27 protein-coding genes and 1 pseudogene are annotated in these 26,883 nt (G+C 66.5%); 26 read left to right on the forward strand and 2 right to left on the reverse strand.

What is annotated here, in order from left to right:
* Positions 1–68: 68 nt before the first annotated feature.
* Complete coding sequence (locus KY493_RS00445) at positions 69–614, reverse strand: hypothetical protein (protein WP_219897062.1); 546 nt, start codon at positions 612–614, stop codon at positions 69–71.
* Positions 615–729: 115 nt separating this feature from the next.
* Between KY493_RS00445 and KY493_RS00450 the strand changes: the two genes are divergently transcribed.
* The 21 genes and pseudogenes from KY493_RS00450 (at position 730) to KY493_RS00550 (ending at position 19,895) form a co-directional block, all read left to right on the forward strand.
* Complete coding sequence (locus KY493_RS00450) at positions 730–972, forward strand: helix-turn-helix transcriptional regulator (RefSeq protein ID WP_219897063.1); 243 nt, start codon at positions 730–732, stop codon at positions 970–972.
* 647 nt (positions 973–1,619) lie between these two features.
* Positions 1,620–4,535 carry a monovalent cation/H+ antiporter subunit A gene (locus KY493_RS00455; protein WP_219897064.1) on the forward strand — a complete coding sequence of 972 codons (2,916 nt, stop codon included), beginning with the start codon at positions 1,620–1,622 and terminating at the stop codon, positions 4,533–4,535.
* Positions 4,535–4,876, forward strand: a complete 342-nt coding sequence (locus KY493_RS00460) for a Na+/H+ antiporter subunit C (protein ID WP_370627388.1) — start codon at positions 4,535–4,537, stop codon at positions 4,874–4,876. The genes KY493_RS00455 and KY493_RS00460 overlap by 1 nt, the downstream gene beginning before the upstream one ends.
* On the forward strand, positions 4,873–6,468 hold the full coding sequence (locus tag KY493_RS00465) for a monovalent cation/H+ antiporter subunit D (protein ID WP_219897066.1): 1,596 nt from the start codon (positions 4,873–4,875) through the stop codon (positions 6,466–6,468). The genes KY493_RS00460 and KY493_RS00465 overlap by 4 nt, the downstream gene beginning before the upstream one ends.
* Positions 6,465–6,953 carry a Na+/H+ antiporter subunit E gene (locus tag KY493_RS00470; protein WP_219897067.1) on the forward strand — a complete coding sequence of 163 codons (489 nt, stop codon included), beginning with the start codon at positions 6,465–6,467 and terminating at the stop codon, positions 6,951–6,953. Before KY493_RS00465 ends, KY493_RS00470 begins: the two co-directional genes overlap by 4 nt.
* The gene (locus tag KY493_RS00475) at positions 6,950–7,231 is read left to right on the forward strand and encodes a K+/H+ antiporter subunit F (protein WP_219897068.1); all 282 of its coding nucleotides are present in this window, start codon (positions 6,950–6,952) and stop codon (positions 7,229–7,231) included. Before KY493_RS00470 ends, KY493_RS00475 begins: the two co-directional genes overlap by 4 nt.
* Entirely contained in the window at positions 7,228–7,605 is a 378-nt protein-coding gene (gene mnhG, locus KY493_RS00480; protein ID WP_219897069.1) for a monovalent cation/H(+) antiporter subunit G, read from the forward strand. Before KY493_RS00475 ends, mnhG begins: the two co-directional genes overlap by 4 nt.
* A gap of 774 nt (positions 7,606–8,379) precedes the next feature.
* The gene (locus KY493_RS00485) at positions 8,380–8,700 is read left to right on the forward strand and encodes a TrbC/VirB2 family protein (RefSeq protein ID WP_219897070.1); all 321 of its coding nucleotides are present in this window, start codon (positions 8,380–8,382) and stop codon (positions 8,698–8,700) included.
* Positions 8,700–8,978: a VirB3 family type IV secretion system protein gene (locus KY493_RS00490; RefSeq protein ID WP_219897071.1), complete on the forward strand. Its 279-nt coding sequence runs from the start codon at positions 8,700–8,702 to the stop codon at positions 8,976–8,978. The genes KY493_RS00485 and KY493_RS00490 overlap by 1 nt, the downstream gene beginning before the upstream one ends.
* Before the next feature lie 9 nt (positions 8,979–8,987).
* On the forward strand, positions 8,988–11,453 hold the full coding sequence (gene trbE, locus KY493_RS00495) for a conjugal transfer protein TrbE (protein ID WP_219897072.1): 2,466 nt from the start codon (positions 8,988–8,990) through the stop codon (positions 11,451–11,453).
* A gap of 67 nt (positions 11,454–11,520) precedes the next feature.
* A complete protein-coding gene (locus KY493_RS00500) occupies positions 11,521–12,168 on the forward strand; it encodes a conjugal transfer protein TrbJ (RefSeq protein WP_255567939.1) in 648 nt (215 codons plus the stop codon).
* Positions 12,169–12,179: 11 nt separating this feature from the next.
* Positions 12,180–13,583 (forward strand): P-type conjugative transfer protein TrbL, encoded by a 1,404-nt coding sequence (trbL, locus tag KY493_RS00505; protein ID WP_255567940.1) that lies wholly within the window; start codon positions 12,180–12,182, stop codon positions 13,581–13,583.
* 92 nt (positions 13,584–13,675) lie between these two features.
* Positions 13,676–14,269, forward strand: a pseudogene (gene trbF / locus KY493_RS00510) (conjugal transfer protein TrbF).
* On the forward strand, positions 14,248–15,321 hold the full coding sequence (locus tag KY493_RS00515; protein WP_219897073.1) for a TrbG/VirB9 family P-type conjugative transfer protein: 1,074 nt from the start codon (positions 14,248–14,250) through the stop codon (positions 15,319–15,321). The pseudogene trbF and the gene KY493_RS00515 overlap by 22 nt, the downstream one beginning before the upstream one ends.
* Entirely contained in the window at positions 15,318–16,508 is a 1,191-nt protein-coding gene (locus KY493_RS00520; protein WP_219897074.1) for a TrbI/VirB10 family protein, read from the forward strand. Before KY493_RS00515 ends, KY493_RS00520 begins: the two co-directional genes overlap by 4 nt.
* Complete coding sequence (locus tag KY493_RS00525; protein WP_219897075.1) at positions 16,505–17,035, forward strand: S26 family signal peptidase; 531 nt, start codon at positions 16,505–16,507, stop codon at positions 17,033–17,035. Before KY493_RS00520 ends, KY493_RS00525 begins: the two co-directional genes overlap by 4 nt.
* 8 nt (positions 17,036–17,043) lie before the next feature.
* Entirely contained in the window at positions 17,044–17,646 is a 603-nt protein-coding gene (locus KY493_RS00530; protein WP_255568152.1) for a lytic transglycosylase domain-containing protein, read from the forward strand.
* Positions 17,643–17,957, forward strand: a complete 315-nt coding sequence (locus KY493_RS00535; protein ID WP_255567941.1) for a hypothetical protein — start codon at positions 17,643–17,645, stop codon at positions 17,955–17,957. Before KY493_RS00530 ends, KY493_RS00535 begins: the two co-directional genes overlap by 4 nt.
* A 164-nt stretch (positions 17,958–18,121) precedes the next feature.
* Positions 18,122–18,526 (forward strand): AlpA family transcriptional regulator, encoded by a 405-nt coding sequence (locus KY493_RS14580; RefSeq protein ID WP_219897077.1) that lies wholly within the window; start codon positions 18,122–18,124, stop codon positions 18,524–18,526.
* Positions 18,527–18,789: 263 nt separating this feature from the next.
* A complete protein-coding gene (locus KY493_RS00545; protein WP_255567942.1) occupies positions 18,790–19,395 on the forward strand; it encodes an antitoxin Xre-like helix-turn-helix domain-containing protein in 606 nt (201 codons plus the stop codon).
* A complete protein-coding gene (locus KY493_RS00550) occupies positions 19,392–19,895 on the forward strand; it encodes an RES family NAD+ phosphorylase (protein WP_219897078.1) in 504 nt (167 codons plus the stop codon). The genes KY493_RS00545 and KY493_RS00550 overlap by 4 nt, the downstream gene beginning before the upstream one ends.
* Positions 19,896–20,515: 620 nt before the next feature.
* On the opposite strand, the gene KY493_RS00555 is transcribed toward KY493_RS00550, so the two are convergent.
* Entirely contained in the window at positions 20,516–20,998 is a 483-nt protein-coding gene (locus tag KY493_RS00555; RefSeq protein WP_219897079.1) for a MarR family winged helix-turn-helix transcriptional regulator, read from the reverse strand.
* A gap of 167 nt (positions 20,999–21,165) precedes the next feature.
* Between KY493_RS00555 and KY493_RS00560 the strand changes: the two genes are divergently transcribed.
* From KY493_RS00560 to KY493_RS00580, 5 genes are all read left to right on the forward strand, one after another.
* Entirely contained in the window at positions 21,166–22,677 is a 1,512-nt protein-coding gene (locus KY493_RS00560; RefSeq protein ID WP_219897080.1) for a methyl-accepting chemotaxis protein, read from the forward strand.
* A gap of 180 nt (positions 22,678–22,857) precedes the next feature.
* Complete coding sequence (locus tag KY493_RS00565) at positions 22,858–23,673, forward strand: alpha/beta fold hydrolase (RefSeq protein ID WP_370627338.1); 816 nt, start codon at positions 22,858–22,860, stop codon at positions 23,671–23,673.
* The gene (locus KY493_RS00570) at positions 23,654–25,294 is read left to right on the forward strand and encodes an ATP-binding protein (RefSeq protein ID WP_219897082.1); all 1,641 of its coding nucleotides are present in this window, start codon (positions 23,654–23,656) and stop codon (positions 25,292–25,294) included. Before KY493_RS00565 ends, KY493_RS00570 begins: the two co-directional genes overlap by 20 nt.
* Positions 25,295–25,616: 322 nt before the next feature.
* Complete coding sequence (locus tag KY493_RS00575; RefSeq protein ID WP_219897083.1) at positions 25,617–25,865, forward strand: hypothetical protein; 249 nt, start codon at positions 25,617–25,619, stop codon at positions 25,863–25,865.
* A 516-nt stretch (positions 25,866–26,381) separates the two neighbouring features.
* On the forward strand, positions 26,382–26,882 hold the full coding sequence (locus KY493_RS00580; protein ID WP_219897084.1) for an RNA polymerase sigma factor: 501 nt from the start codon (positions 26,382–26,384) through the stop codon (positions 26,880–26,882).
* Position 26,883: the final 1 nt, after the last annotated feature.

Below are 26,883 nucleotides of genomic sequence, written 5' to 3' on the forward strand. Positions count from 1 at the left end.
CGCGCCCGGGGGGACGTCAAGCGCCAAGGGCCTTTGTTCGCACCACGGCGCGGATTGAGGCCGCGACCTCAGTGTCCGATCCCCATGTCAGCGCCTACGATGGCGCTGACAGCAAGGCTCGCGACCAGATAGGCCATGGCGTTGAAGCGCCAAGTCAGTCCCAGCCTCTGCGAGGCCCAGATCGTGCAGGCGATCAGAGCGAGAGAGACGAGGATGGGCAGGGTCCAAAAGCCAATCCCCAGCCACGTGCTGACGCGCGCCTCGTCGTTCGGCAGGATGAAGCTGAGGCCCTGAGCGACGACCCGCATGAAGGCGGCGGCGAATAAAAGGGCGAAAGCGGTCAAGCCATGGCGGGTTCGAACAAAGGTCAGGGCGATCAAGGCTTGCAGGACCGTGATCGCTGGCTCGGCAGTGGAGATTAACGCATGGTCTTGCGGCGACGTTGGTGAGGATGGAACGGAACCGTTGAGCATCTGTCGCGCGGCCGCCTCTTCGCACCCACAGTGGCGGTTGCGCTTAGGCAGGTCGGCCTGTCCTTGGGCGCCGGCGGTGTCTTCAGCGTCTTCGTCGCCACCAACCTGCTGCGCCTGCTTGAGCACACGCGCGGCGGTCATCTTCACTTCGATGTTGCGGGCATAACGCTCGGCATGATCGGAGGTGCGCTGTTTCTCTTCGGGCGGGTATAGAGCAGGCCGGCGCCATGTAGGCCGCACAGGGCGATATGATCTGATGCCGGTTCGCGTCACCCTCGACGGATTGATCGTCGCCAAGGGCCTCAAAGCGCGCGACCTGGCACTACAGGTCGGGCTCAGCGAAACCCAGCTGTTGCTGTTCCGCTCCGGCAAGGTGAAGGGCATCCGCTTCCGCACCCTTGCGCGCCTTTGCGCCGCCCTCGACCGCAAGCGGGGCGAACTGCTCGACTACCTGTACGACGCGTCCGACCTGGCGGATGGCGGAGATGAGGACCTGTAGGTGCATCCGCACCAACCTCGAACACCCTGCGACCATCTCGGAAGATGAAGTTGAAACGTCCGGATATCGCGCGGGCCTTGATGTGCGCGACTGGGGCATGGCGGGCCTGCAGCGGCGATCAGCGAACAGGCGTTTCGGTGATCAACGCCGCCGAATCTTCTTCGACATACGGCGCGAGGGTGGCGCTAATCCCGACAGCTCTTCTTGAAGGTGTCAACTTATAGCCGCGCCGTCCTCGTCGGGAACGGGCAGCGCGTCACCTTTCTGGAACCCCATCCAAGCGCTTCTGCGCCGACCGTTCCAGCATCTCTCCGGTGCCTTGGGCTTCGCGCCAGGTCACCGAGCCGGCCGTGGAAATCAAAGATTCCCTCACCAGACCGGTCCGTGGATCGCCGTCGGTTTATCCGGCGGCGACCCCATGCGACTCATCAAGAGCCTCGCCTTATTCAGCTTCGGGCGCGCGTCCGTCTATCTCGTAAGCTATGAACTTAGGCGTGGGGCCGGTGTGCCGCGACATCTTAGACCGCGCTGACAGGCAGGTTACGCAGGGCCGGACGCTGGTGATAGGGCTAAGCATTGCTGAACCACGCGGTTGAGAGCGCGTTGGCCTTCCCTAGCTGTTTTCCAGAAGGAGACGAGGCGTCTCCATGTCCATCAGTCTGCTGCTGATTGTTGTTCTTGGTCTTCCGTTCTGCGGCGCCGTCGCTGCGGCGTGTCTGCCGCGTCATGCGCGAACGGCGGCGGCGATCCTGTCCTGGGTCGTGGCCCTGCTCAGCCTCGCTTGTCTGACGGCGCTTTGGCCGCTGTTCCAGGATGGAGAGACGCTCAGGCACGAGGTCGCCTGGCTGCCGTCGCTGGGCGTCAACATCGTGCTGCGGTTGGACGGTTTGTCCTGGTTGTTCAGCGCCCTAATCCTGGGCATCGGCGCCTTGGTGGTGCTGTACGCGCGCTACTACATGTCGCCCAAGGACCCAGTGCCGCGCTTTTTCTCCTTCCTGCTCGCCTTCATGGGGGCGATGCAGGGGGTTGTGCTGTCGGGCAACCTGATCCAGCTGGTGGTGTTCTGGGAGCTGACCAGCCTCTTTTCCTTTCTGCTGATCGGCTACTGGCACCAGAACCCCGCGGCGCGGGAAGGCGCGCGCATGGCGCTGACGATGACGGCCGCGGGCGGGTTGGCGCTGCTGGTCGGCATGATCATCATCGGCCGGATTGTCGGCAGCTACGACCTGGATGTCGTGCTGGCCTCGCGCGAGGCGATCCAGGCCAGTCCGCTGTACCTGCCGGCTCTGCTGCTGCTGCTGCTGGGCGCCATGACCAAGAGCGCGCAGTTCCCGTTTCACTTCTGGCTGCCCCGCGCCATGGCCGCTCCGACGCCGGTCAGCGCCTATCTGCATTCCGCAACAATGGTAAAGGCGGGAGTGTTTTTGCTAATCCGCTTCTGGCCGGTCATGGCGGGAAGTGAAGCCTGGTATCTGATTGTCGGCGGCGCAGGGCTCGCCACGCTGCTGCTGGGCGCATGGTGCGCGATCTTCCAGCACGATCTCAAGGGCCTGCTTGCCTATTCCACCATCAGCCACCTCGGTTTGATCGTGCTGCTGCTGGGCTTGGGCACGCCGTTGGGAGCGATCGCGGCCATCTTCCACACCGTCAACCACGCCACCTTCAAGGCGTCTCTGTTCATGGCGGCCGGCATCATCGACCACGAGGCGGGGTCGCGCGACATGCGACGCCTCAGCGGCCTGTTCCGCTTCATGCCCTTTACCGCGACGCTGGCCATGGTGGCGGCGGCGGCCATGGCCGGCGTGCCGCTGCTGAACGGCTTTCTGTCCAAGGAAATGTTCCTGGCCGAGGCGGTCGCGGGCGCAAACGCGGACGTGTTCAGCTTCGCTCTTCCAGTGTTGGCGACGCTCGCCAGCGCCTTCAGCGTCCTCTACTCGCTGCGCTTCATCCACAACACCTTCTTCGGGCCGGCCCCGACCAAGCTGGATCGCACCCCTCACGAACCACCCGCCTGGATGCGGCGTCCCGTCGAGGTGCTGGTCGCGCTGTGCCTGGTGGTGGGCGTCTTTCCGGCGGTGACGGTCGGGCCGTTCCTGAAGAGCGCGGCGGTGTCCGTCCTGGGCTTCGACCTGCCTTATTACAGCTTGGCGCTGTGGCATGGCTTCAACCTGCCGCTGCTGCTCAGCGTGATCGCGCTGCTGGGCGGGGTCGCGCTCTATGTCGCTTTCGGCGCACGCATTAACGCCAATTCGCACGGCGGACCTTGGAACTGGCGGCGGCTGAACGGCGGATGGCTGTTTGAAAGGGCCATGTCGGGCCTGGTTCGCGGCGCGCGGGGCCTTGTGCGGTTGGCGGGCGCAACGCAGATGCAGCCGCAGCTTCGCGCCATCGTGCTGGTGGCGCTGACGGCTGGCGGCTTGGCGCTGGTCGCCGGCGGGATGGGGCCGATCGCGCCCATCTCGCCTCCTGGACTGATGGAGACCAGCTTCGCCATCTTGTGGTTCATCGGCGGCGCGTGCGCCGTGGGCGCGGCCTGGCAGGCCAAGTATCACCGACTAGCCGCGGTCGTGCTGATGGGGGGCGCCGGGATCGCCAGCTGCTTGTCGTTCCTGTGGCTCTCGGCGCCGGACCTCGCCATGACGCAGCTGCTGGTGGAGGTGGTCACCACCGTGCTGCTGCTGCTGGGTTTGCGCTGGCTGCCCAAGCGTGTGGAGGCCATCCGCCTGCCGCCGGCGTTGGAACGACGCTCGCGCCGCAGGCGGCGCGTTGATCTGGGGATCGCGGTGGCGGCGGGGCTGGCGCTCGCGATCGTCGCCTATGCCGTGATGACGAGGCCGGCCGTCGAGGGACTGTCCCGGTTCTTTGTCGAGAACGCCTATGCCGAGGCAGGCGGGCGCAACATCGTCAACGTCATCCTGGTCGACTTCCGCGCCTTTGACACCTTCGGCGAGATCGCCGTCCTGGGCATTGTCGGCTTGACGGTGTTCGCCCTGTTGCGCCGCTTCAGGCCGGCAAGCGACACCCTCGCCGATCCTGGCCAGAAGCGGGTGCAGGACGCGTCGGACAGGCGCAGGGATGATCGCAGCGAGGGAGACACCCTGAAGGACACGCTGCTGGTCCCGCGCGTGGTCATGCAGTGGATGTTTCCCTTCATCCTCCTGTTCGCCGCTCACCTGTTCCTGCGCGGTCACGACCTGCCCGGCGGCGGTTTTGCGGCGGGCGTTGCGATTGCGATCGCCTTTGTGCTCCAGTACATGGCGTCCGGCGCCCGTCGGGTTGAGGCGAGGCTGGCGATCCGGCCGGTGGCGTGGGTCGGGTTGGGCCTGCTGATCGCGGTCGTGAGCGGAGCAGGCTCCTGGCTGTTCGGCTACCCGTTCCTGACCTCATGGTTCCAATATGCCGATTTGCCGCTGCTGGGGCGCGTGCCCGTGGCCAGCGCAGTGGCGTTCGACCTTGGCGTGGTGGTTCTGGTGGTGGGCGCGACCGTCCTGGCGCTGATCGCGCTGGCGCACCAATCGTTGCGCAAGCCACGCGAAACAACCAGGGAAGGCGAAAAGTCATGATGGAGCTGGTGCTCGCCATCGCCATCGGCGTGCTGGCTGCCTCCGGCGTCTGGCTGTTGCTGCGTCCGCGCACGTTTCAGGTCATTATCGGCCTGTCGCTGCTGTCCTATGCGGTGAACATCTTCATCTTCGCCATGGGGCGGCTGAAGTCGGGCACGCCGCCCGTGTCTCGGGAAGGCGCCGCCGACCCGGCGCTGTATGCGGACCCCACGCCTCAGGCGCTGGTGCTGACGGCTATCGTGATCAGCTTCGCCCTGACAGCCCTGTTCCTGGTCGTGCTGTTGGCGGCCCGCGGCGCGACGGGGAGCGACCATGTAGATGGGCGGGAGCCGGACGCATGATTGGCTGGCACGACCATCTCATCATCGGGCCGATCGTACTGCCGCTAGCGGTGGCTGCGGCGATGCTCCTGTTTGCCGAGCGGCGACGCAGGCTGAAGACCGGGTTAAGCCTTGCGGCCATGGCGACGGTGGTGGTCATGGCGCTGATCCTGCTGCACGAAAGCGCGACCGGCGCCGGCGGAAGCGCAGACGTCACACGGATCTATCGGCTGGGCGCCTGGGCGGCGCCTTACGGGATCGTGCTGGTTGCGGATCGGCTGTCGACGCTGATGATCGCGCTGGCGGGCGTGCTGGGGGCCTGTGCGCTGATCTTCGCCATGGCGCGGTGGGATCGGGCGGGACCGCGTTTCCATTCCCTGTTCCTGCTTCTGATCATGGGGGTAAACGGCGCTGTCCTGACGGGCGATCTGTTCAACCTGTTTGTCTTCTTCGAGATCATGCTGGCGGCGTCTTACGGCCTGGTCCTGCACGGCTCGGGACAGGCGCGCATTCGCGCCAGTCTTGCCTATATCGCCGTCAATCTGACAGCATCCTTGCTGTTCCTGATCGGCGTCAGCCTGATTTACGGCGTGACGGGCACGCTGAACATGGCCGACCTGGCCGTGCGCATCCCCACCATCACCGAAACCGACCGAGGGCTTTTCCATGTCGGCGCGGCGGTGCTGGGAACGGCCTTTCTGATCAAGTGCGCCATGTGGCCGACGGGCTTTTGGCTCACGCCGACCTACGCCGCAGCCAGCGCGCCGGCGGCGGCGGTGTTTGCGATCCTGTCCAAGGTCGGCGTCTATGTGGTCATCCGCCTGAGCCTTCTGCTGTTCGGCCCTGCGGCCGGCGCGTCCGCGGGGTTCGGCCAAGGCTGGCTGCTGGCGGGTGGACTGGCCACGGTGGCGTTCGGAACAGCGGGTCTGCTCGCATCGCGCGACCTGGCCCGCGCCGCCGGTCATGCGGTGATCGTGTCGTCCGGCACTGTTCTTGCGATCGTCGGCGTCGGAGGCGCGGCGGCGCTGAGCGGCGCACTCTTCTATCTGGTCGGCTCGACCCTGGCCTGCGCCGCCCTGTTCCTGCTGGCCGAAATTCTCCAGCGCGGCGCCGAGCCGGACGTCGGCGCGCACCGCGCGGTGTTTGATGACGAATACCGGGACCCGTTCGCTGATCAGGAACGCAACGAACCAGGCTTGATCATCCCGGCGGCGGTCGCCGGGGTCGCCGGCGCCTATCTGGTTTGCGTGCTGATGATTGCAGGCCTGCCGCCTCTGTCAGGCTTCATTGGCAAGCTGGCCATGATCGACGCTCTGGCGCGAGCGGGCAGCCTGGCGGGATGGTTGGTGATAGCGATCCTGTCGTTGTCCAGCCTGGGCGCCCTGATCGGCCTGACCCGTTCAGGCGTGGCCGCCCTCTGGACGCGTGAGGCGGAGGCCCCGCCGCTGGTGGTGGGCGCAGCGGAGTTCACGGCGCTGGCCGGCCTGCTCGGCGCCTGCGTGGTGCTGGCGATCGCAGGCGGACCCGCCCTCATTTACGCCGAGCAGACGGCGGATTGGCTGTGGCGTCCGCAAGCCTATGTGCAGGCGGTGCTGGGGGGAGGCGGCCGGTGAGGGCGATCCTGCCCCACCCCCTGCTGTCGCTGAGCCTGTTTGTGGCCTCGATTTTGCTGAGCGCCTCGGTCGCGCCGCCGTCGCTGGTGCTCGCCGCCCTGGCCGCGATTCTTGCGCCGCAGGCGATGCGGCTCTTGGGCGCCGAGCCGGTGAGGGTGCGTCGGCCGTTGACGATCCTGACGCTGGCCGCCTTTGTGAGTGTGGATGTCCTGAGATCCAATGCCGCGGTCGCGCAGATCATCCTGATGGGACGGCGGAAGAAGCGGGTTTCGGGCTTTATCCATGTGCCGCTGGACCTTCGTGACCGCTATGGATTGGCGGTTCTGGCGATCATCCTGACCAGCACGCCGGGCACCCTGTGGGTCGAATACGAGGCCGCGTCCGGTCGCTTGCTGCTTCACGTGCTCGATCTGGTCGACGAGGAGACCTGGGTGCGACTGATCAAGGACAGATATGAGCGGCGGTTGATCGAGGTTTTCGAATGAGCGCGTCGGTTCTCTTCTGGGGGCTGGGCCTTGCGCAGCTGCTGCTGGTCTGCGCCATGGGCATGGCCGCCTGGCGGATCGTGCGGGGCCCCCGCGCGCAGGATCGGGTGCTGGGCATGGACACGCTCTACCTGAACGGCATGCTGCTGATCGTCGTTTTCGGGGTACGGACCAGCAGCCCCCTGTATTTCGAAGCGGCCTTGATCATCGGCATGTTGGGCTTCGCCGCGACCGTTGCCTTGTCCAAATTCATGATGCGCGGCGAGGTGATCGAATGACGGACGCGGACCTGCCGCTGTGGGCGGCCTTCACGGTGGTCGCCCTGGCGGTTGCGGGCTCCGGACTGTCGCTGATCGGAACGATCGGGCTGTTCCAGCTCAGGACGTTCTACGAGCGTGTGCACGCGCCAACCCTCGGCGCCACGCTTGGCATGGCGCTCGTGCTGATCGCCTCCGTTGTCTATTTCACCCTGACCGAGCGGCGGTTGATGCCGCGCGAGATCTTGATCGGCCTGTTCCTAACCGTGACCACGCCCGTGACGCTGATCCTGCTGGTCCGCGCGGCGCTGTTCCGGGACCGCACCGAAGGTGACGCGAACGTTCCTGCGCAGGAACAGCCGAGTAAAAAAGCCGCGCTCCTCGGCGGGCCTTGAGTCGGGAAGGTGGTTAGCGGCGGAACTGCCCCGGCCGGGATGCGCTTGGGGCTGATGCTCAAGTTGATGGACGCGCTCTCAGAGAGGCTATGTGAGGCCTACACCGCGCGCTTGCGCGTGGGCCTTCGACGTCAAAGGTACATGCGTCAATACAGAGAGTCCGAACGGCGGTTTCGTCTCAGCCATGCTTAGGCTGATGATCACCATGCCCGTGCCGACAATCCTCAACCGCTGAGACGCTGGAAACATCCGCCACGGGTGCCCAACCTGGGATGTGCTGGCCACGGATAGCGGCCGCGCGTCGCCTCAGTTTAGGAAAGAGCGCTTGATCGTCTGCCAGCGATTACAGTGTGACCTCTGCCCCTGAACAGCTCGGAACGCAGCCGATCAAGGCGTCTTTCCCGGCCATCCAGGCATGACGAAATGTGTATTCCCCTATTTTCGCTCACGACAGGGGCGGGGCGCACGTCGCGAGTTTCGTCTCGGCTGGGATGGTCTCGACGGCAGCTGAGCGTCCATTGACGATGTCTCAGTGCGGGCAATCCCGTAGCGAGGCGTAAAATTTACCAGTACCGACGCCGCCTTAAGCCCCATTCGGAAGGTCGGCGATGACCTCTGATCCGGCGGCCTGATCGCACCACGTGTGTGGCGAACAGGGGAAGAGCAAACAGCTCAGCGAATATATTCACCGATCCGGTTGACGCTCTAGGAATACTTGAGTTGTCTGATGGCTGTTGGCGCTTGTCTTGCGCTTCGACTTCAGGAATACAGATAATGCAACGCCTTCTTCAACGCGGCCTGTCGGCTGCGACGGTGATTTGCGGCCTGGCCTTCGCCGCGCCGGCTCTGGCGGGCGGAACCGGCATGCCCTGGGAGGGGCCGCTCCAGCAGATCGTGGAGTCGATCACCGGACCGGTAGTCCAGGCAGCGGCCGTCGTGGCGGTTGTGCTCTTCGGCGCCGGCGTGGCGATGAGCGAGAATGGATCCTCGATGCGGCGGGGCCTGGGCATACTGTTCGGCCTTTCAATCGCCTTTGCCGCCTCGACGTTTTTTCTGCAGTTCTTCGGCTTCGCCGGCGGGGCGGAGATCGCGTGATGGCGGAGCCCCTGACCGATGTCCGTCCCGCGGGCTGGGAGCTCCCCATCGCTGCGGCGCTGACCGAACCGATGACCTTGGCCGGCATGCCGCGCGACTACGCCATCCTGATGGGCACCGTCGCCGTGGTGCTCGGCCTGGCGCTTCGGATCTGGTGGCTGGGCCTTCTGTGGTGGGCGGTCGCCCATGCGATCGGCCTCTACGCCGCTCGCACGGACACGCGGTTCTTTGAGGTGTTGCGGCGCCATCTGGCCCTTCCGGGCCACCTCGATGCTTGAGGTCTGAGCATGCGCTTTCTTGATGAGCATCGCCGCAGGCCCGCGCTCCTGGCCGACCATCTCCCCTGGGCGGCCCTGGTGGCGCCTGGCGTGGTCCTGAACAAGGACGGCTCCTTCACGCGAGGCCTGCGGTTCCGCGGTCCCGACCTGGAATCCGCGTCGGACCTGGAGCTCATGTCGGTCCGAGCCCGCCTGAACAACGCCCTGAAGCGGCTGGGCAGCGGATGGTGCCTGCATGTCGACGCACGGCGTCGCCCTGCCCAGGCTTATCCACGAAGCGACTTCGACGTCGCCGCCGCCTGGCTGGTGGACGCCGAGCGCCGGTCGCTGTTCGAGACCAGCGAGCCCGCGTATGAGACCGACTACCGCGCCGCACTGACCTGGCTGCCGCCAGCCGATGAGACGCGCCGCATCGAGCGCCTGCTGTTCGACGGCGCGGCCCCGGCGGATCGGGACTGGCGCACCGCCCTGGACGCCTTTGAGCGCGAAACCGCGCTGATCATCGATCTGCTCGCCGACGCCCTCCCCGAGGTCGCGCTCCTTGACGACAGCGACCTTCTGACCTGGCTGCACGACTGCGTCTCGCCCCGAGACGTTGAGCTGGCGCGTCCAGCCACGCCCATGTTCCTTGACGCCTGGCTGGCGGATGCGCCGTTGCTGGGCGGGGTTTCTCCCACGCTGGACGGACAAACGCTCAAGGTCGTCTCGGTGCGCGGGCTCCCGTCCAGCACCCGGCCGGGTCTTCTGGACGCCCTGGGCGCCCTGCCGTTCGCCTATCGGTGGAGTGCGCGCTGGATCGGCCTGGACAAGGCCGACGCCGAGACCGAGCTGATCAAGCTGCGCAAGCGCTGGTTCGCCAAGCGCAAGGGGGTCGGCGTTCTGCTGCGCGAAGCCATCACCAAGGAAGAGGTTCCCCTTCTCGACACCGATGCGGCGGCAAAGACAGAAGAGTGCGACGGCGCTCTGGAAGCCCTTGGGTCGGACGCCTGCGCCTTTGGATATCTGACAACCACGGTCACGCTGATGGCCCGTGATCCGGGCCGGGTCGCAGAGCAGGCGCGCGCGGTGGAGACCGCGCTCAACGCCCAAGGCTTTGTGGCGCGCATCGAGGACCTGAACGCCGTCGAGGCGTGGCTAGGTTCCCTCCCGGGCGAACCCTACGCCGATGTGCGCCGCCCTCTGGTTTCGACGCTCAACCTGGCCGACCTCCTGCCGGTGTCGGCGGCCTGGGCCGGTCCAACGGCGGATCCCAGGCTGGAATCCGCGCCCCTGCTGGTGGCGCGCACCAGCGGCTCGACCCCCTTCCGGCTGGCCCTGCACGTCGGCGACGTGGGCCATGCCATGGTGGTTGGCCCGACCGGTTCGGGGAAAAGCGCGCTTCTCGCCTTTCTGGCGCTGCAGTGGTTTCGATATCCGGGGGCGCGGGTCGTGGCCTTTGACAAGGGCCGAAGCGCGCGGGCCGCCGCGCTTGCAGCGGGCGGCCGGTGGCGCCCGCTGCAGCCGGGCGGCGACCTCGCCCTTCAGCCGCTGGCGCGGATCGAGGACGATGCGGAGCGGGCCTGGGCCGCCGAATGGCTGGCCGATGCGATCCGCCTGGCGGGTCTGGAGCCAACGCCGCAAATCCGCGAGGAGCTCTGGGCGGCGTTGGGCGCCCTGGCTCAGGCTCCTGTCAGCCAGCGGACCCTGACGGTCTTCTCGGCCCTGGTCCAGAACAAGGCGGTCGCTGCCGCCCTGGAGCCGCTGACCCTCAAAGGGCCGCACGGCGCTCTGGTCGATGGCGTGGCGACGGAGGACGAGGTCCCCAGCGCCTTCGAGTGCTTCGAACTGGAGGGCCTGATGGCCACGCCGTCCGCGGTCGCCCCGGTGCTCGGCGCGCTCTTCCATGAGATCGAACGGGGCTTTGACGGGCGTCCGACGCTGCTGATCCTGGACGAGGCCTGGCTCTTCCTGGGCGAGACGGCCTTTGCGGCTCGTATTCGGGAATGGCTGAAGACGCTCCGCAAGAGGGCGGTGGCGGTGGTGTTCGCCACCCAGTCGCTGGACGACATTGTCCGCTCATCGATCGCTTCGGCCCTGATCGAGAGCTGCCCGACACAAATCTTTCTGCCGAACCCCCGCGCCCTCGAGCCCGCCTCGGCGGACCTCTACCGGATGTTCGGCCTCAATCGTCGTCAGCTTGAACTGATCGCCTGGGCGACGCCCAAGCGCACCTACTACCTGCGGCAGCCCGACGGCCGGCGTCTCTTCGACCTCAAGCTCACGGGGGCCGGGCTCGCGCTCTGCGGCGCCTCTTCGCCCGACGATCAGGCGCTGATCAGCCGCGTTTGCGCCGCGCTCGACCCGGCCGACGTCCGGCCGGACCGCTTCGCCCGAGAATTCCTCAAGGCCAAGGGAGTCCACCATGTTGATCGTGTCTTCGACAGCTTCGATCCGCCCGCCGTTGACCCCGCTTCCGCCCATGCCGCGGCGGACTAGGCGGCGCGCGCCCCTAGCCGCCGCGGGCCTGGTGCTCGCTACGGCGCTCGGGCTCTGCGGAGGCGCCGTGGCTCAGCAGATCGTCTACGATCCGCGCGCCCATGTGCAGACCAGCCTGCAGGCCGCACGTCAGCTGGAAAGCCTGGCCAATGAGGCGCGGTCCCTGGCCAACGAGGCGCGCACGCTGGCCACCTCGCCCTACAGCCACCTGGCTCAGTCCTCCCAGACCCTGCGCGAGATCGGCGAACTGGCCCACACCGTTCGCGGTACGGCGTCGACGCTTGAAGGCGTCCAGCGCCAGTTCGCCGATCTGTATCCGGACGATCTTTCGCTCTCCGATCTGACGGCGCTGGGCGGGGGCCGGACCGCCACCGCCCGCCGTACGGCCCAGGACGTCGCCCGCACCGCCGCCGAACTGGAGCGGCTCAGCCAGGGTCGCGACGGGCGGCACCGCGGAGCCTTGGCGGCGAGCGAGGGGGCGCAGGGCCAGACGGCCGCGATCCAGTCGTCGACGCAGATGCTGTCGGTGCTGGCCGAGGACCTGGCGAGCCTGCGGACCCTGATGCTGGCGCAGTCGCGGCTTATGGCCGAAGCGACAGCCCGGCACGCCGCCGAGAACGAGGCCGGGCTGGAGGCGCGCGGGCGCTTGTGGGGACGGGAGGCAAGAACGCCGGCCTCGCCTGTGTTCGATCCTCTGCCGCGCGCGCGACGCTGAGGAGACGCGCCATGGCCGGCCCCGGCATGGAGACCCCCAACGAACTGATGGTGGTGTTCTCGAACACGGTCACAGCCGGCTTCGACGCCCTGTCCGGCTCGGTCAACGGCGTGTTCGGCCTGCTGATCGCGCTTGTGGTCGCCCTTACCGGCATCCAGTGGGCTCTGTCTCCGCATCGTGAAGTGCTCGCCGCCGGCTTCGGCAAGGTGCTGCTGATCGGCGCCTTCGCCTGGATCATCAACGACTGGCAGGCGCTTTCGGAAACGATCTACGCCGGCTTCCTTGAACTGGGCCTGACGGCCGGTGGCGGATCGCTGACCCGGCAGGAGTTCCTGAATCCTGGGGCGATCCTTCAGCAGGGCTGGGAGATCGTCAAGGCGCTCGGCGAGACGCCTGCGGCGGTCGAGAACCCGCTCGATGTCATGGGCAACATGGCCGACGCCCTGATCCTGGGCCTGGCCATGATCGGCATCATGCTGGCCTTCGCGCTCCTGGCCCTGCAGATCATTGTCTCGCTGCTGGAGTTCAAGATCGTCACCCTGGGCGGCTTCGTGCTCCTGCCCTTCGGCATCTGGAACAAGACCGCCTTTCTGGCCGAACGGCCCCTTGGATATGTCGTCTCGTCCGGATTGAAGGTGCTCGCCCTCGCCATCGTCGTCTCCGGCGCGCGCACGATCTTTGATCAACTCCAGCCCTCGTCCAATCCGGACATCTACGAGGCCCTGACCATCCTGGTGGCCTCGCTGCTGCTGGCGATGCTGGCGGTCTTCATTCCCAACCTGGCCGCCGCCCTGGTTACAGGCGGACCGGCCCTGGGCGCGGGCGCCGCCCTGACGGGCGCGCTCGCCGTGGCCGGCGGTGGAGCGCTTGTGGGCGCAGGCGTGGCGGGCGCAGGCGCCGCCGCCGGTCGCGCCGCCGCCGTCAGCGGGTCGGTCCGCTCCGCAGCGGGCGCCGCATCGGCGTCCCGGTCGGCGCCCGGCGGATCGCCGCCCCCAGGAGGCCCCGGCGGACGCGCCGCGCCGTCGGCTCCGCCGCCGACAGCGGCGGGCGGGAGTGCGCGTGAACGGTCAGCCAGCCCGTCGCCGCCGCGCGGAGAGCCGCCGATCGGACCCCTCGGGCCGAGTAAGAGCCCGTCGGCGAAAGCCGAAGCGCCGCCGCCGGAACCGTCGGCACCCCTGTCGTCCGAGCCCCGGACGCGCGCCGCCGGATTCCAACCTCAGGGCGGTGACCGAAACGCTCCGGATGGCGGCTGGCCGCCGCTGCCCGGTGACGCGGTTCCCCGGTTGCGCGGCGCTCGGCCCTCCGGCCGGTCCGCAGCCCTGCAGGCCTTTTTTGTCGCCAATGCCGGTCGCGGCCTGATGCCAGCCGGCGAGAGCAGCGGCGCCCTTAAACCCACCGTCACCTCCGAGGATTGAGCATGCATCCGTTCTTCAGGCCGAAACGGGCCTTGAGCGCCGCCCCCGAGAGCACGCCCTATCAGCGGGCGGGACAGGTCTGGGACGACCGCATGGGGCTTTCGGTCGCCCACGCCCGGAACTGGCGCCGCCTCGCCGTCGCCAACCTGGGCCTCGCGGCGTTTTTGGGCGCAGGCTGGTGGGTTCAGGCCGACCGGGCGGTGGTGCGGCCCTTTGTGGTCGAGGTGTCGGACTGGGGGCAGACCCAGAAGATCACCGCGCTCGATGGCCGCTACCATCCGACGGAGGCCCAGACCGGCTATGCCCTGGCCTAATGGATCCGAGACGTTCGGTCGAAGTCGATCGATCCCATTGTCATCCGCCAGAACTGGCTGCGGGCGTATGACCTTCTCACCCCGAAGGCCTCGGGATTTCTCAACAACTGGGCCCAGACAAACGACCCCTTCTCCGACGCTGGTCGAGAGGCCGTCAATGTGGAGGTCCTCAACGTCGTGCGCCGAAGCGACCGGACGTTTGACCTGCAGTGGCGCGAGACGCGCTTCGTCAACGGCCAGCAGGCTGGGTCGGAACGCTGGCGCGGCCTGATCACGGTCACTCACCAGCCGCCGCGCACCGAGGCGGAGCTGATGCGCAATCCCCTTGGTCTTCGAATTGAGGATGTCTCATGGACCCCCGACGCCTCCTGAACCCCATCGCGCTCAGCCTCGGCCTCAGCCTCGCGTTCTCGGCTGGCGGCTGCGCCAGGGTGCGGTCCGCCGCGCTCACATCCCAGACGGAGATCGCTCCGGTTCCGTTGGGTCCTGACATACCCGCCGTCGAGCTGGTCCTGTCCGCCGCGCCGGACGCAGCGCTCGCCGATCCGGCTCCGGCCGCCCGACCGTATCTGGAAGAGATCGCCCGCGACGCCGCCACGGCTCCCGAACCGGTGGGCGGGCTGACCGGCAGGGCGACCGGTCAGATGACCGATCCGCCCAGGCCGCCTCGCGGGCGGCCGGCGATCGCCGCGGCCAACCGGGCGGCGCGCGCCGCCTCCAGCGGCGTCGGCTTCGTTGAAGGCGTTCAGGTGTTTCCCTGGAGAGAAGGGCGGGTCTATGAAGTCTGGACCGCTCCGCTCCGCGTCACCGCCCTGACCCTCGCCCCCGGCGAAACGATCACGGCCAAGGCGGCTGGAGACACGGTCCGCTGGCAGATTGGCGAAAGTCGCTCGGGCGAGGGCGCCCAGGCGCGCACCCTTGTCCTGATCAAGCCGCTGCGATCCGGCCTGGAGACCAATCTGGTCCTGACCACGAGCCGCAGGGTCTATTATCTGGCGCTTCGCAGCGGAGGCGCCGACAGCTTCAACGCCGCCATCGCCTGGGATCACGCCGACAGCCCGATCGATGTCGCCCCGCCGGACGCGGCGCTGGAGCCGCCTCCCCCCAATGTCGCGTCGGCTGCGGCGCAGCCCTCCCTCGACGCCCGATACCGCATCGACACCGGCGGCCGGGCGCCGCGATGGATGCCCACGGCGGTGTTCAACGATGGCGCCCGGACCTTTATCGCGCTGTCGCCGGAGGCGGGCGTGGATGAAGCGCCGGCGCTGTTCGTCAAAGCCGGCGGCGAGCTCCAGCTCGTCAACTACCGTCAGGCCGACGGACTCATGATCGTGGATCGTGTGTTCGATGAGGCCGAGCTGCGCCTGGGCGATCGCCGCCCGATCGTGGTTCGAATCCGCAGACATGAGGGAGCCGCCCGATGATCGAGCTCCAGACCGGCCAGACCCCGAGCGGCGCCGGCGGGGCCGCGGGCTCCGAGCCCGGCCCGATCACGCCTCCGCCCCCGTCCAAGACGCCTGCGCCGCCGCTGATGGGCCGTGCGCCGCGACCCGGTGCGGTCCGGATCCGCAAGCCCGTGGTCCAGGCCGGCGTAGTCCTGGCCGCCCTGCTGGTGTCGGGATCTCTGGCGTGGGCCTTTATTGTTCAGCCTGAACTCAAGGCTCGGGCCGTCGACGCCGCCACATCGGAGCAGCTCGGGGAGGCGAGGGCAAGCGTCCGGCCTTCGGACATCGTCACCGGGCAGCCGGCGAGCTATGATCGGCTGCCCGTCGTCTCGTCGACCTTGCCTGAGCCGCGGGGCGGCGCCTTGGAAGAGATAGCCGGCGTTCCTGAAGCGCAGACGCCCGCGCCCTCACCGTCCTATGCGCGGCAGCGTGAACGCCGGCCGGTCGATCAGGCGGCGGAATCAAGCCTGTTCTTCCCGAACGCAGCCGTCACCCCGGTCGCAGCCCCGCGGGCAGCCGAAGGCGCCGAGGCCACACCGACCGCGTCAGGGCGGGATCATGAGGCAATCTACAGTCCGCACCAGCTGCTGGCGCCGATCTCGCCTTATGAGTTGAAGGCGGGCGCGATGATCCCCGGCGTGCTGTTGACGGCGCTCGACACCGCCCGACCAGGCCCTGTGGTGGCGACCGTCACCCAGAACGTCTTTGATTCCGTTACGGGCCGCCACCTAGTTATCCCGCAAGGGACCCGGTTGATCGGGCGTCATCTTGGGGAAGGCGTTCACGGCGATCGTCGCGCCTATCTGGTCTGGAACCGGTTGATCCTGCCCAATGGCAAGAGCCTGATCCTGGCCGAAGAGCCCGGCGTGGACGCCCAAGGCGCGGTGGGCGTCCGCGGCCAGGTTGATCGCCGCCTCTGGCCGCTGGGAGTCGCTTCGCTGTTCGCCGGCGCGATCACCACCCTGGGCGAGTTGGCCCGGGCCGGCTCGGACGATCGCTCGGTTGTGGCCAGTGCTGGAGACGCGGCCTCCATTGAGGCGGCCGAGGTCGGCGGCCGGCTGATCGACCGGGAGCTCGGCGTCCGACCCTCGATCCGTGTCCGCGCGGGTGCGCCGGTCCGCGTGATGATCACCCGCGATCTGATCCTGGAGCCTTACCGACCATGACCCGCTTCCGTCGTCTTGCCGTCGTCGCGGCGCTTCCCGCAGCGCTTTCGGGCGTGGGCGTGGGCGTGGGCGTGGGCGTGGGCGTGGGCGCGGTCGCTGACCATCGCTCGGCGCTGGCCCTGATCAATGAGAGTCCAAGCCTGCCCAGGGGGCTTTATGTGCTCCGGCCCGCCGCGCGTCCGGACCGGGGCGCGGTGGTCGCCGTTCCGCAGCCTCTATCCGTGCGCCCCTACATGGCCCGTCGGGGCATGCCTTCGGCCGTGCTCCTGATCAAGCGGGTGGCGGCGACAGGCGGGGACGCCGTTTGCTCGGACGGCCGGTGGCTGATCGCGCCGGGCCGCACGGTCGCGATCCTTTCGCGCAACCGCGGGAGCGAGCGGCTGCCGGTGTGGCGAGGCTGCCGCCGACTGGCCGCCAACGAGCGCCTGCTTCTTGGCGACACGCCGACCAGCCTCGATAGCCGGTACTTCGGGCCGATCACGACCGACCAGATCCGTGGCGTCTATCGGGAGACCTTGAGATGGTGAAGTTGCTTATGGCCTTGACTGCTGCAGTTGCCCTGGTCGCCGGATCGGCTCGGGCCCAGTCCCCCGTCGACTGGAGCCGCGCCGGCGGCGGCCTGTTCGCCGTACAGGCGTCAGGCGATCCGATCGCTCTCGACGATCGGCTATCCAGGATCGACCGTGTGCGACTGACCGCGCCAGCTCAGCCGTTGGAAGCGGCCGTCGCAGAGGCGGCGGAGCGCCACGGCCTGGACCGCAAGCTGCTGCATGCGCTGGTGGTGGTTGAAAGCGCCTACCAGGTCAGGGCCTGTTCACCGGCCGGGGCCTGCGGCCTGACCCAGCTGATGCCTGGAACGGCCGCCGATCTCGGCGTCGTCGATCGGTTCGACGCCATGGACAACCTGCGAGGCGGCGCCGACTACCTGGCGCGTCAAATCCGGCGCTTTGGCGACCTTCGGCTCGCCCTGGCGGCCTATAATGCGGGTCCCGGCCGGGTGGCCCGGCTTGGCCGCATTCCCGACATCCCTGAAACCCGGAGCTACGTCGCGGCGGTGATCAACTGCTATCTCGCCCTGACCGCCGGACGTGGCGTCAGGTCGTCGCGCCAATGCGCGTCGCCGGAGGCCGGTCTGTGAGCGCCGACGTCTCCATCACCGAGGGCGCCCGTGGAACGTCGGCTGAGCTCCAGACCCTGCTGACGCGCGCGGAGGCTTCGGCCTATCTGCAAGGCAAGGGCATCCGCATGAAGCCGAACACCTTGGCGCGGGCCTATTCAACAGGCTCCGGCGGTCCGCCCTGCCGTCACATCCGGAACAAGCCGTTCTATCCGCTGGAGCTGCTCAACGCCTGGGCCGCGTCGCAGATCACAGCCCCCGCTTCGTCTTCGAGCGAACGGCAGCGCCTCAGGCGCGAAGCGCGACGCCGGGAGGCTCCTCATGGCGCATGAGCCGGCTGGACCGCGGCGCTTGCGGCCTGGCACGCCGTCATGCCGCCCACGGCACAAGGCGCATCGGGCGCGGACCGGGTGGCCTTCCGTCACGGCCGCCTTCGACCGACCCGCGGCGGCTGGCGTCGCCGGGGTCCAGGCGACGTGGATGCCGGACGTGCGTCATGGATTATGAAGAGCCAATCGAGCGTTTTCTAGGGTGGCGACAGGTGCGCCATCTGACGGGGCTCGGCCGGACGACGGCGTGGCGGATGCGGCAGTCCGGCGATTTCCCGCACCCGGTCCCCATTTCACCTGGGCGGGTCGCCTGGCGCGAACGCGACATAGTCGCCTGGAACCAGAGCCGCGGCGCGTTGATCCCCGCGGCGCCGCGGTCGACGCCGATCTCACCCTGTGCGCCTCCCGTGTCGCCGAGCCGGCGGGACGCGGCCTCGCGAACGGTCCCGGCGGTCTCGGCCCCGCTCGCGCAGGGTCAGGTCTGCGCCCTAAGTCATGTTCCCTGTTCTGTCCGGCCGGGCCGTCGGAAGCGCTCAATCCTCGTGGAAGGGCAGCTGGGCTTTGACTTCTAGCGTCCACAAGCAGGACGGGCGTTTGCCGACTAGGCGGCAGGAGCCATCGAAGGCCATGCTGGAGTGGGTTCAGTGGAGTGGCTTGTTGTTCCGGTATCCCTGTATGCGCGATTCTTGGGCCAACAGATTCCAAGATTTACAGTAGAGAGGCCGGGAGCGGCCTTTGCCGGGTGGCGCCAATGTCCGCCCGGCAAAGGCGAGGAGGGTTAGGCCCGCTGGCGTTCGTGCTCAAATGGGCTATACTTCTGCTCAAAGGAGCTAGAATGAGCGTCAGAGCCGAAGCTTCCCCCAAGACGCCGTCACGCCGCGCGCGGGCTTTAAAGCCTCCCGCGAGCTCCATCGCGGTTGGCGAGCTTGCGCAGGGGACGCGGACAAAAGGGTCTGCACGGGAACCGCATGAGAATATGCGCGTGCAGGCGGCCGATTCGCTTACAGCCCTCAACGCAGACTACGGCCTCATCTATCGCTCAACGCCTTTGGACCGCATCAGGCTCGCTAAACGCGGCGTTTCCGCCCGCGACGCCAAGTCCCTCCTGTCAGCATTGGCGATCCCCTCCGGGGCTTTGCACGAGGCTCTTCACCTGTCCGTATCGACTCTGAACCGCAGAGCGAAGACGGCGGAGCGGCTGCCTGTCGACGAGAGCGAGCGGGTCTTGGGGCTGGCTCGGTTGATCGGTCAGGTTGAAGTCATGGTCGCCGAGTCCGGGGACGCTGACGGTTTTGACGTCCGGGATTGGACAGCGCGCTGGCTTACCGCGCCCGCCGGCGCGCTTGGGGGGCTTCGGCCGATGGATCTCATGGACACCATGGAAGGGCAGGCCATGGTGTCGGACACGCTGGCCCGCATGCAAAGCGGAGCCTACGCTTGAGCCAGGCCCTTTGGCGCATCGCCATGGATGCGCCGGCCTATCAAGCGGATGACTTGTCCGGCAAGGGCGCCGAGATCACTGGCGGTCGCTGGAACGTCAAGGATGTGCCGGTGGTCTACACATCGCCGACGCAGTCCCTCGCCTGTCTCGAGACCATCGTTCACCTCAACGCCGGCGGCCTGCCGCTGAACCGCTATCTGGTGAAGATCGATGTTCCCGCTGATTGCTGGAACGCCAAGGAAATCGTTGACGCCGCGGGCTTGGGAGTTGGCTGGGACGCCGAGCTGCCAGGCAAGGTCAGTCTGGATTTCGGCACGGGGTGGCTGCGGTCGCTACGCTCTCCTCTTCTCCTGGTTCCTTCCGTGATCGTGCCGGATGAAGCCAACGTGCTGATCAACCCTCGTCACCCTCTCTGCGCCGGTCTTGCCGCCACAAAGGTTCGTAAGTGGGTCTATGATCCGCGCCTACGCAGTCCGTCGCGGAATCGACCCGGTTCTTGATGCGATGTTCGGTCAGTAAAGGTTGAGTTGCACGCCAGCGCCTATGCGTCTGCAACGCTTTTGACCCGAACGAGGTCAATCACGGCCTCACTTAACCGCAAGAGACCTACAATGATCGATGCGCAGATGAGCCCTAGATGCAAATCGTTCCGGATCTACAGGGGCGGCCTCAGCTGATGCAGGCTGATGACGCAGCATCCGAGCACCAGCCAGGAAGCAGATAGGTCGGCTTCGAAAGGTAAGCGCAGGCGCGGTTCCCATTCCAATGCCGACTTTGGCGCTAAGGAGCGACACCACGGTAAGCACCGCTCGAAGGCTGCGGGAAGTCCCGGGTGGGACACCAACAGGATGATGAAGTGGGTAGCCCATGCGGTTAACCGGCCGCAACAACGCTCGCCAAGCCCCAACGAATTTGCGGCAATCCGGGTGATCGAGTCGAATGCGCCGCTACCGCGAAGGCGACATGGACGCCAACGATCATACCACGGCCGCCAAGACCAGCAGGCTGGTTTCATGCTGGTGCTGTATACACTCCAAGACGAGAGGATAGATCCAGCTTATCCTCCGATTGTGCAGCTCCAATCTTAAGATCGTAGATCACAATCAAGGACGACGGGACCTTAAGCCTCTATTTCTGGACCCTGATTGGGTTCACTCTGAAGCCTCGCTGGCTCCAAAGCCGCATTAAGGTCCTGAAGCAGCGACCGAAGGCTCGCGATCTGTTCAGCATCTAGCGGCAGTTGCTGAACCACCTTCTGGCGAACGGCGACGATCTCGTCACGTAGAGCCCATCCCGCGGGCGTGGCCTCGACCCAAACGCGGCGCTCGTCCTGCTGGTCGCGCCTGCGCGTGACCAGACCTGAAGCCTCCATTCGCTTCACCAGCGGGGTAAGCGATCCGGTCTCCATGGCGACCTTTCCTCCGAGCTGTCCCATGGTGACGGGCTCACTCGCTTCCCAGAGCGCGATCAGCACAAGATACTGCGGGTGCGTCAGGCCCAGGGGCTCAAGCTGCCGGCGGTAGAGCCGGGTCACCAGGCTGCTGGTCGTCTGCAGCGCCAGACACAGTTGCTGGTCGACGTGAAGTTGGCCGTAGGCGTCCATGTTCAGCGTCCGGGTTGGTGGTCCTGATGTTAGCGCCTCAACCCTGACGGGCAAACCCTAATCACTGATGATCAAGTCGAGTGCAAATAAATCATGTTTGATATGATCGCTGTTAATCCATCGACGGCAAAAGGGGAGCACCACTCGAGCCGCCAGCGGAGAAACCGATGTTCATGTCAAAGCGAGCCAAGACGCAGGCGCTTCGAGATCGCCGGGACGCGGCCGAGCAGCGCGCTATTGTGGCGGCCGTTCACAGATCGCAGGCTGTGATCGAGTTTGAGCTGGACGGCACGATCCGTACTGCCAACAACAACTTTCTCAGCGTGGTGGGATACGCTCTCGACGAGGTGGAAGGTCAGCACCATCGGCTGTTCATGGATCCAGCGGAAGCCGCAACCGACGGCTATGCCAACTTCTGGGCCCGCCTCAACGACGGCGAGTTCATCGCCGAGACCTTTACCCGCTACGGCAAGAACGGGCGCCGGGTCGTCATTGAAGCCTCATACAACCCGATTTTCGACGAGGCCGGCAAAGCCTACAAGGTCGTGAAGTTCGCAACCGACGTCACGGCGAGGGAGGAAGAGCGCGAGCAGCGCGTGCGGGACGACAAGGCGGCCGCCGAGGTCCAGGCTTCCGTCGTCGCCGGCGTCAGCCGGGCGCTGGAGGCCATCGCGGCCGGCGATCTCAGCTTCCGGATCGAAGAGCCGTTCGCAGGCGAGTACGAAGACCTGCGCGCCAACTTCAACGGGGCCTTGGATACGCTTGATCAGGCCATGAGCCGGATCGCCGCCGGCGCTCAAGGAATGCAGGCGGGAGCCAGCGAGATCAGCAGCGCCGCCGAGGCCTTGTCACATCGGACTGAGAGGCAGGCCGCGAGCCTGGAGGAGACCGCTGCGGCGCTCGACGAGATCACCGCCACGGTGCGCAAGACGGCTGAGAACGCCCAGAACGCGGATGGCGTGGTCGGGGCAACGCGTAGAGACGCGGACGCCGGCGGGGTGATCGTCGGTTGCGCGGTTGCCGCCATGGGTGAGATCGAGCGCTCGTCCGGGCAGATCAACCAGATCATCGGGGTGATTGACGAGATTGCTTTCCAGACCAGCCTTCTGGCGTTGAATGCGGGCGTGGAAGCCGCCCGTGCGGGCGATGCGGGCCGAGGCTTCGCCGTTGTCGCCTCCGAGGTCAGGAGCCTGGCGCAACGCTCGGCGGAGTCGGCCAAGGAGATCAAGGTGCTGATCTCAAACAGCGCCATGCAGGTCAGTGAAGGCGTGTCGCTGGTGCGTCAGTCGGGAGAGGCGCTCGCCGGAATCGCAGCCCGGATCGACGAGGTCGGATCCATGATGGGCGAAATCCGCGGTTCCACAACCGAACAGGCCACCGCCCTGGCGGAAGTGAACAGCGCCGTGAACCAGATGGATCAGGTTACCCAGCAGAACGCCGCCATGGTCGAGGAGTCTACCGCCGCCGCCTTATCCATGAATCACGAGGCGAACCAACTCGCTGACCAAGTTAGGCGGTTCCGGCTTTCATCCTTTGCTCCCGAGCAGGGAGTCGCGCTCTTAGACGCGCGAGCTCATGTCCAAGACACCCTACAGAAAAGAGCCCGCTCGAAGCCACGGCTGCTGGCGATTGGAGGCGGTCTTGGCGTGGCGAGGTCTGTGGATTGGCAGGAGTTCTGATCGTCGGTCGCGGAGGCAGTCTCGGCGTCGCGGGCAGCGACTCAGATGGTCAGGGGCTTGTGGGGCAGATCTGACGGAGCGCGGAAGCTTTCGCTCTACCGTCATCCTGCCTGCGCATTCAGGCGCACCATATTTTAAGGGAGTGCCGGTACATTGGGCAGGTGTTTTGGGGGCGGCAATATGAGCGCGGCGAAACGGAACAATGTGCGGGTGAAAGGGTGCGGTTCTCGTACCCTTATCTTCGGGCATGGCTTCGGTTGCGATCAGACCATGTGGCGTCGCGTTGTCGATGAGATGAGTGAACAGTTCCGGGTGGTTCTGTTCGACCATGTCGGCGCCGGCGACTCCGACTGGAGCGCGTACGATGCTGTCCGGTACGGCTCGTTGGAAGGTTACGCCGCCGATGTCCTCGAGATTTGCGAGGAATTGTCGAATGATCCTATCACCTACGTCGGGCATTCCGTCGGCGCGACGATTGGCGTCCTGGCGGCCAATCTTCGGCCGGACCTGATCCGGTCGCTGGTGCTGGTGTGCCCTTCGCCTCGCTTCAGCAATACCGACGGCTACACGGGCGGCTTTTCATCTGCCGATATCGCCGAGTTGCTGGACCTGATGGACAAGAACCACCTGGATTGGTCCGCCCTGATGGCGCCGACGGTCATGGGCGTTGACGCCGTCGCCGAACAGGAGGAGTGGCGCGGCAGCGTGTGCCGCGTGGATCCCGCGACGGCCAAGCAGTTCGCGCGCCTGACGTTCGAAGCGGACAATCGCGCAGACTACGCCGCGCTGGCCGCTCCGACCCTGATCATAGACTGTTCGGACGACGCCTTGGCTCCGAGCGCGGTGGGCGACCATCTGCACCGAGCCATCTCTGGCAGCGAAAGGCTGACGCTGCAGGCGACCGGTCACTGTCCCCATCTGACGCGACCGTCGGACGTGACCGCCGCCATTCTGGCCTTTGATGCGGGACGAACGCTTGTCCGCACCGCCGCCTGAGATCGCCGGCCTGGGTCATGCCGACCTGCTGCAGGTCATGCCTGCGGGCCTGATCGTGCTGGATCTTGAGCTCCGCATCCTGTGGGCCAACCCCTATGTGGAGGATTTGTCCGGCTATGGTCTGATGGAGTTGACCGATGGTCGTCGGCTGACGCAACTCACCAGTCTGGCGGGCCGGATCTTTATGGAAAGCCGGCTTCAGATGGAGATGGCCATCGCCGGGCGAGTCGAGGAACTCGCGATTGACCTGATCACGCCTTCCGGGCTGCGTATCCCCACATTGATGAACGCTGCGCGGACCGCACCTCCGGATGGCGGTGCGGACCGGATCGTCGTGTCGATCAGCCGGGCCGTCGCCAAGCGCGCCTACGAAGACGAGGTGCCCAAGGCTCGCCAAGCCGCGGCCGAGGCCGAGAGCGTCAAGGCCGACTTTCTGGCCAACGTCAGCCACGAGATCCGTACGCCGTTGAACGGCATGCTGGGCATGGCCGGCGCGCTCGCCTCGACCAGCCTGAACGAGCGGCAGCGGCAGATGGTGGGGGTGATCCAGTCGTCCTCCCAAACGCTTGAGCGGCTGATATCGGACATCCTGGAGGTTTCCAGGGTGGAAGCGGGCGCCCTGACGATCGAGCCGTCCATCGTGGACTTGCAAGCGGCGCTCGAGAGCGTCGTCGAAGCCGCGCGGCTGAGGGCGGATGCGAACGGCCTGAGCTTCAGCATTGCACTGGATGGCGTCGACGTCAGCGTTCACGCCGACGCCGTTCGTCTAAAGCAGGTGATCGGCAACCTGCTGGACAATGCGGTCAAGTTCACCTCGTACGGCGAGGTCGCGGTCTCGGCCAGCTATGACCCGGCTTCCGAAATCCTGAAGGTCCAGGTCTCCGACACGGGCATAGGGTTCGAGCCGTCGCAGGCGGAAAGGCTGTTCGAGCGGTTCGCCCAGGCTGACACCAGCATCACGCGTCGCTTCGGCGGCTTGGGTGTGGGCCTCCCGATGGCCAAGGGCCTCGTCGAACTGATGGGCGGGTCCATCTCGGCCCGGTCGGTCCCCAGTCAAGGCAGCACTTTCACGGTTGTCGCTCGCCTCCCGGTCGCGCCCTCCGGCACGGCAACCCTCGAAGGTCATGACGAGACAGGCCAAGAGATTTCCCGCGTGCTCCTTGTGGAAGATCACCCAGCCAACCAGCTCGTCGTCCGCTACATCCTGGAAGCGCAGGGCATAGACGTCGAGATCGCCGAGAACGGCCGTTTGGGCGTGGACGCCTGGCGGAATGGCATGTTCGACCTTGTCTTGATGGACATGCAGATGCCGGAGATGGATGGCCTTGCGGCGACGCGCGCGATCCGTCTTGAGGAACAATCTACCGGCAGGGCGCGAACACCTCTCGTGATGCTCAGCGCCAACGCCATGGATCACCACAAGGCTGAGGCGCTGGCCGCCGGCGCCGACATGCACATCGCAAAGCCCATCACGCCCGACGCGCTTATAGGCGGCATGAGCCGACTGAGGGAGAGCGAGAGGATAGCTCACACACGCCCCTCGCAGTTCTGCTTACTGTTGAAGACGATCCCTAACGAGTCGGATCCGGATCCCGCTGACGAGAGTGGCTCAGAAGCGTGAGCGGCTTGGATCGACCGGCCAGGGGCGGCGCTCTGCTGGCTGCTTATGATTATGACGGCCTGCAAGGTCCGCCAAAGCTCTGAAGGCAGCCCTGCGTCTGGCCAACGCCCGCGGCTTCTGCCGGTCGGGCCGAACGGGAGTGCGTGCGGTCCACATATGGCAAGACGGCGCAGCGCTATGATCCCCCACCCCGAACGACCCCTCGCGCAGTCCAAGACGCGCTTCCTTGTTCGGCGTACAGCGGCCGGTTTTAGATCGGTGTCGGGCGTGCTAACCGCCCCGACTGCTTCGCCACTGCGCCGCTATCGGATGTTCTAGACAAATGGGCAAATACGATCCGTTGCGAGAGCACCTGAAACGTCAGAAGGCTGATGAGATCGAGCTGACCTTCGCCGAGATCGAACGGAAACTCGGGGCGATGCTTCCGAACAGCGCCAGTCGCTCCCAATGGTGGGCGAACGTCACGGACCCCAATACGTCTCACGTCCAGCGCGAGGCATGGCGCGCCGCCGGATTCGAGGCCTTCCCTGTCGCAGGCAAGGATCGGGTGCGTTTCAAGCGGGTGCGGTAGACCTGGACGGTCGCATGTCAGGCGAGACCGAGGGTAGAACCAGTAGCGCCGAGCGCTGCTTGCCAGGTCCAGGCGTATCGGCCGGCTGGCTCGGCATTGGTCTACCAGAACCCTGACGGGGAGGCTAAGCTCACCCGCCCGGTGCGGCCCCCGCGTATGTCCAGGCTTCGGCTAAAGGCGTGGGCGCATGCGTATCTCACATGTTCTCAACGCCCGGCGCGCTTTAGCATGCGGGTGGAGCCCGCGCTTGTTCCTGATGATCCTGGTCGTCCAGCCGATCGCTTCGGGCGCTTGCAAACGTCTCTACCTTGATTCAAGCTTGGAGTGCGTCGCCTCCGGGCGTCACCGAGGCGTGAGAACCTCGCTTGAGACGATCAGAACATCCTCGTTCCGCGGCAGCGGCGTGGCCGGCGCGTATGTCCAGGCCTCCGGGCTAAAGGCGTTGGCGCATGCTCAAGCATGATCTCAACACCCGGTGCTTCGGCCGGGCTCGCCTCGCCATCTGGAGGCGAGCCCGTGTCGGATCGAACTGGAGGGTTGAGGGACAGGGAGGCCGACAGCGGCCTTCATGATCTTTATCGCGCCTATTCCGGCTGGCTGACCGCGCGTCTGCGTCGACGGTTCGGCGAAGACGCCGACGATCTCGTACAGGAGGCCTGGATCCGGGCCGCACCTTACAGCCGCCACGGCTTGATCGAACATCCCAAAGCGCTTCTGATGCGCATCGTCGACAATCTGGCGATCGACCGCGCGCGCCGGCGCGGCCCACGTCCGCTGTCGCTGAGCGATCACGTCCAGCCGGAGCCCGCCGTGGACCTGGCTTCTCAGGCGGACGCCGTCCTGCTGAAGCAGATCATCCTCAACATGCCGCCTCGCCTACGCGACGTCTTCGTCTTGAGCCGTTTCGCGCATCTGGAGTATCAGGAGATAGGCGAACGCCTGAACATCCCGGTGACCACGGTGCAGTGGCGGATGCAAAAGGCGCTTGAATACTGCGCAGCCCAGTTGCGGCTGTAGC

The sequence above is a fragment of the Brevundimonas sp. PAMC22021 genome (genome assembly GCF_019443405.1).
Taxonomy (GTDB): Bacteria; Pseudomonadota; Alphaproteobacteria; order Caulobacterales; family Caulobacteraceae; genus Brevundimonas.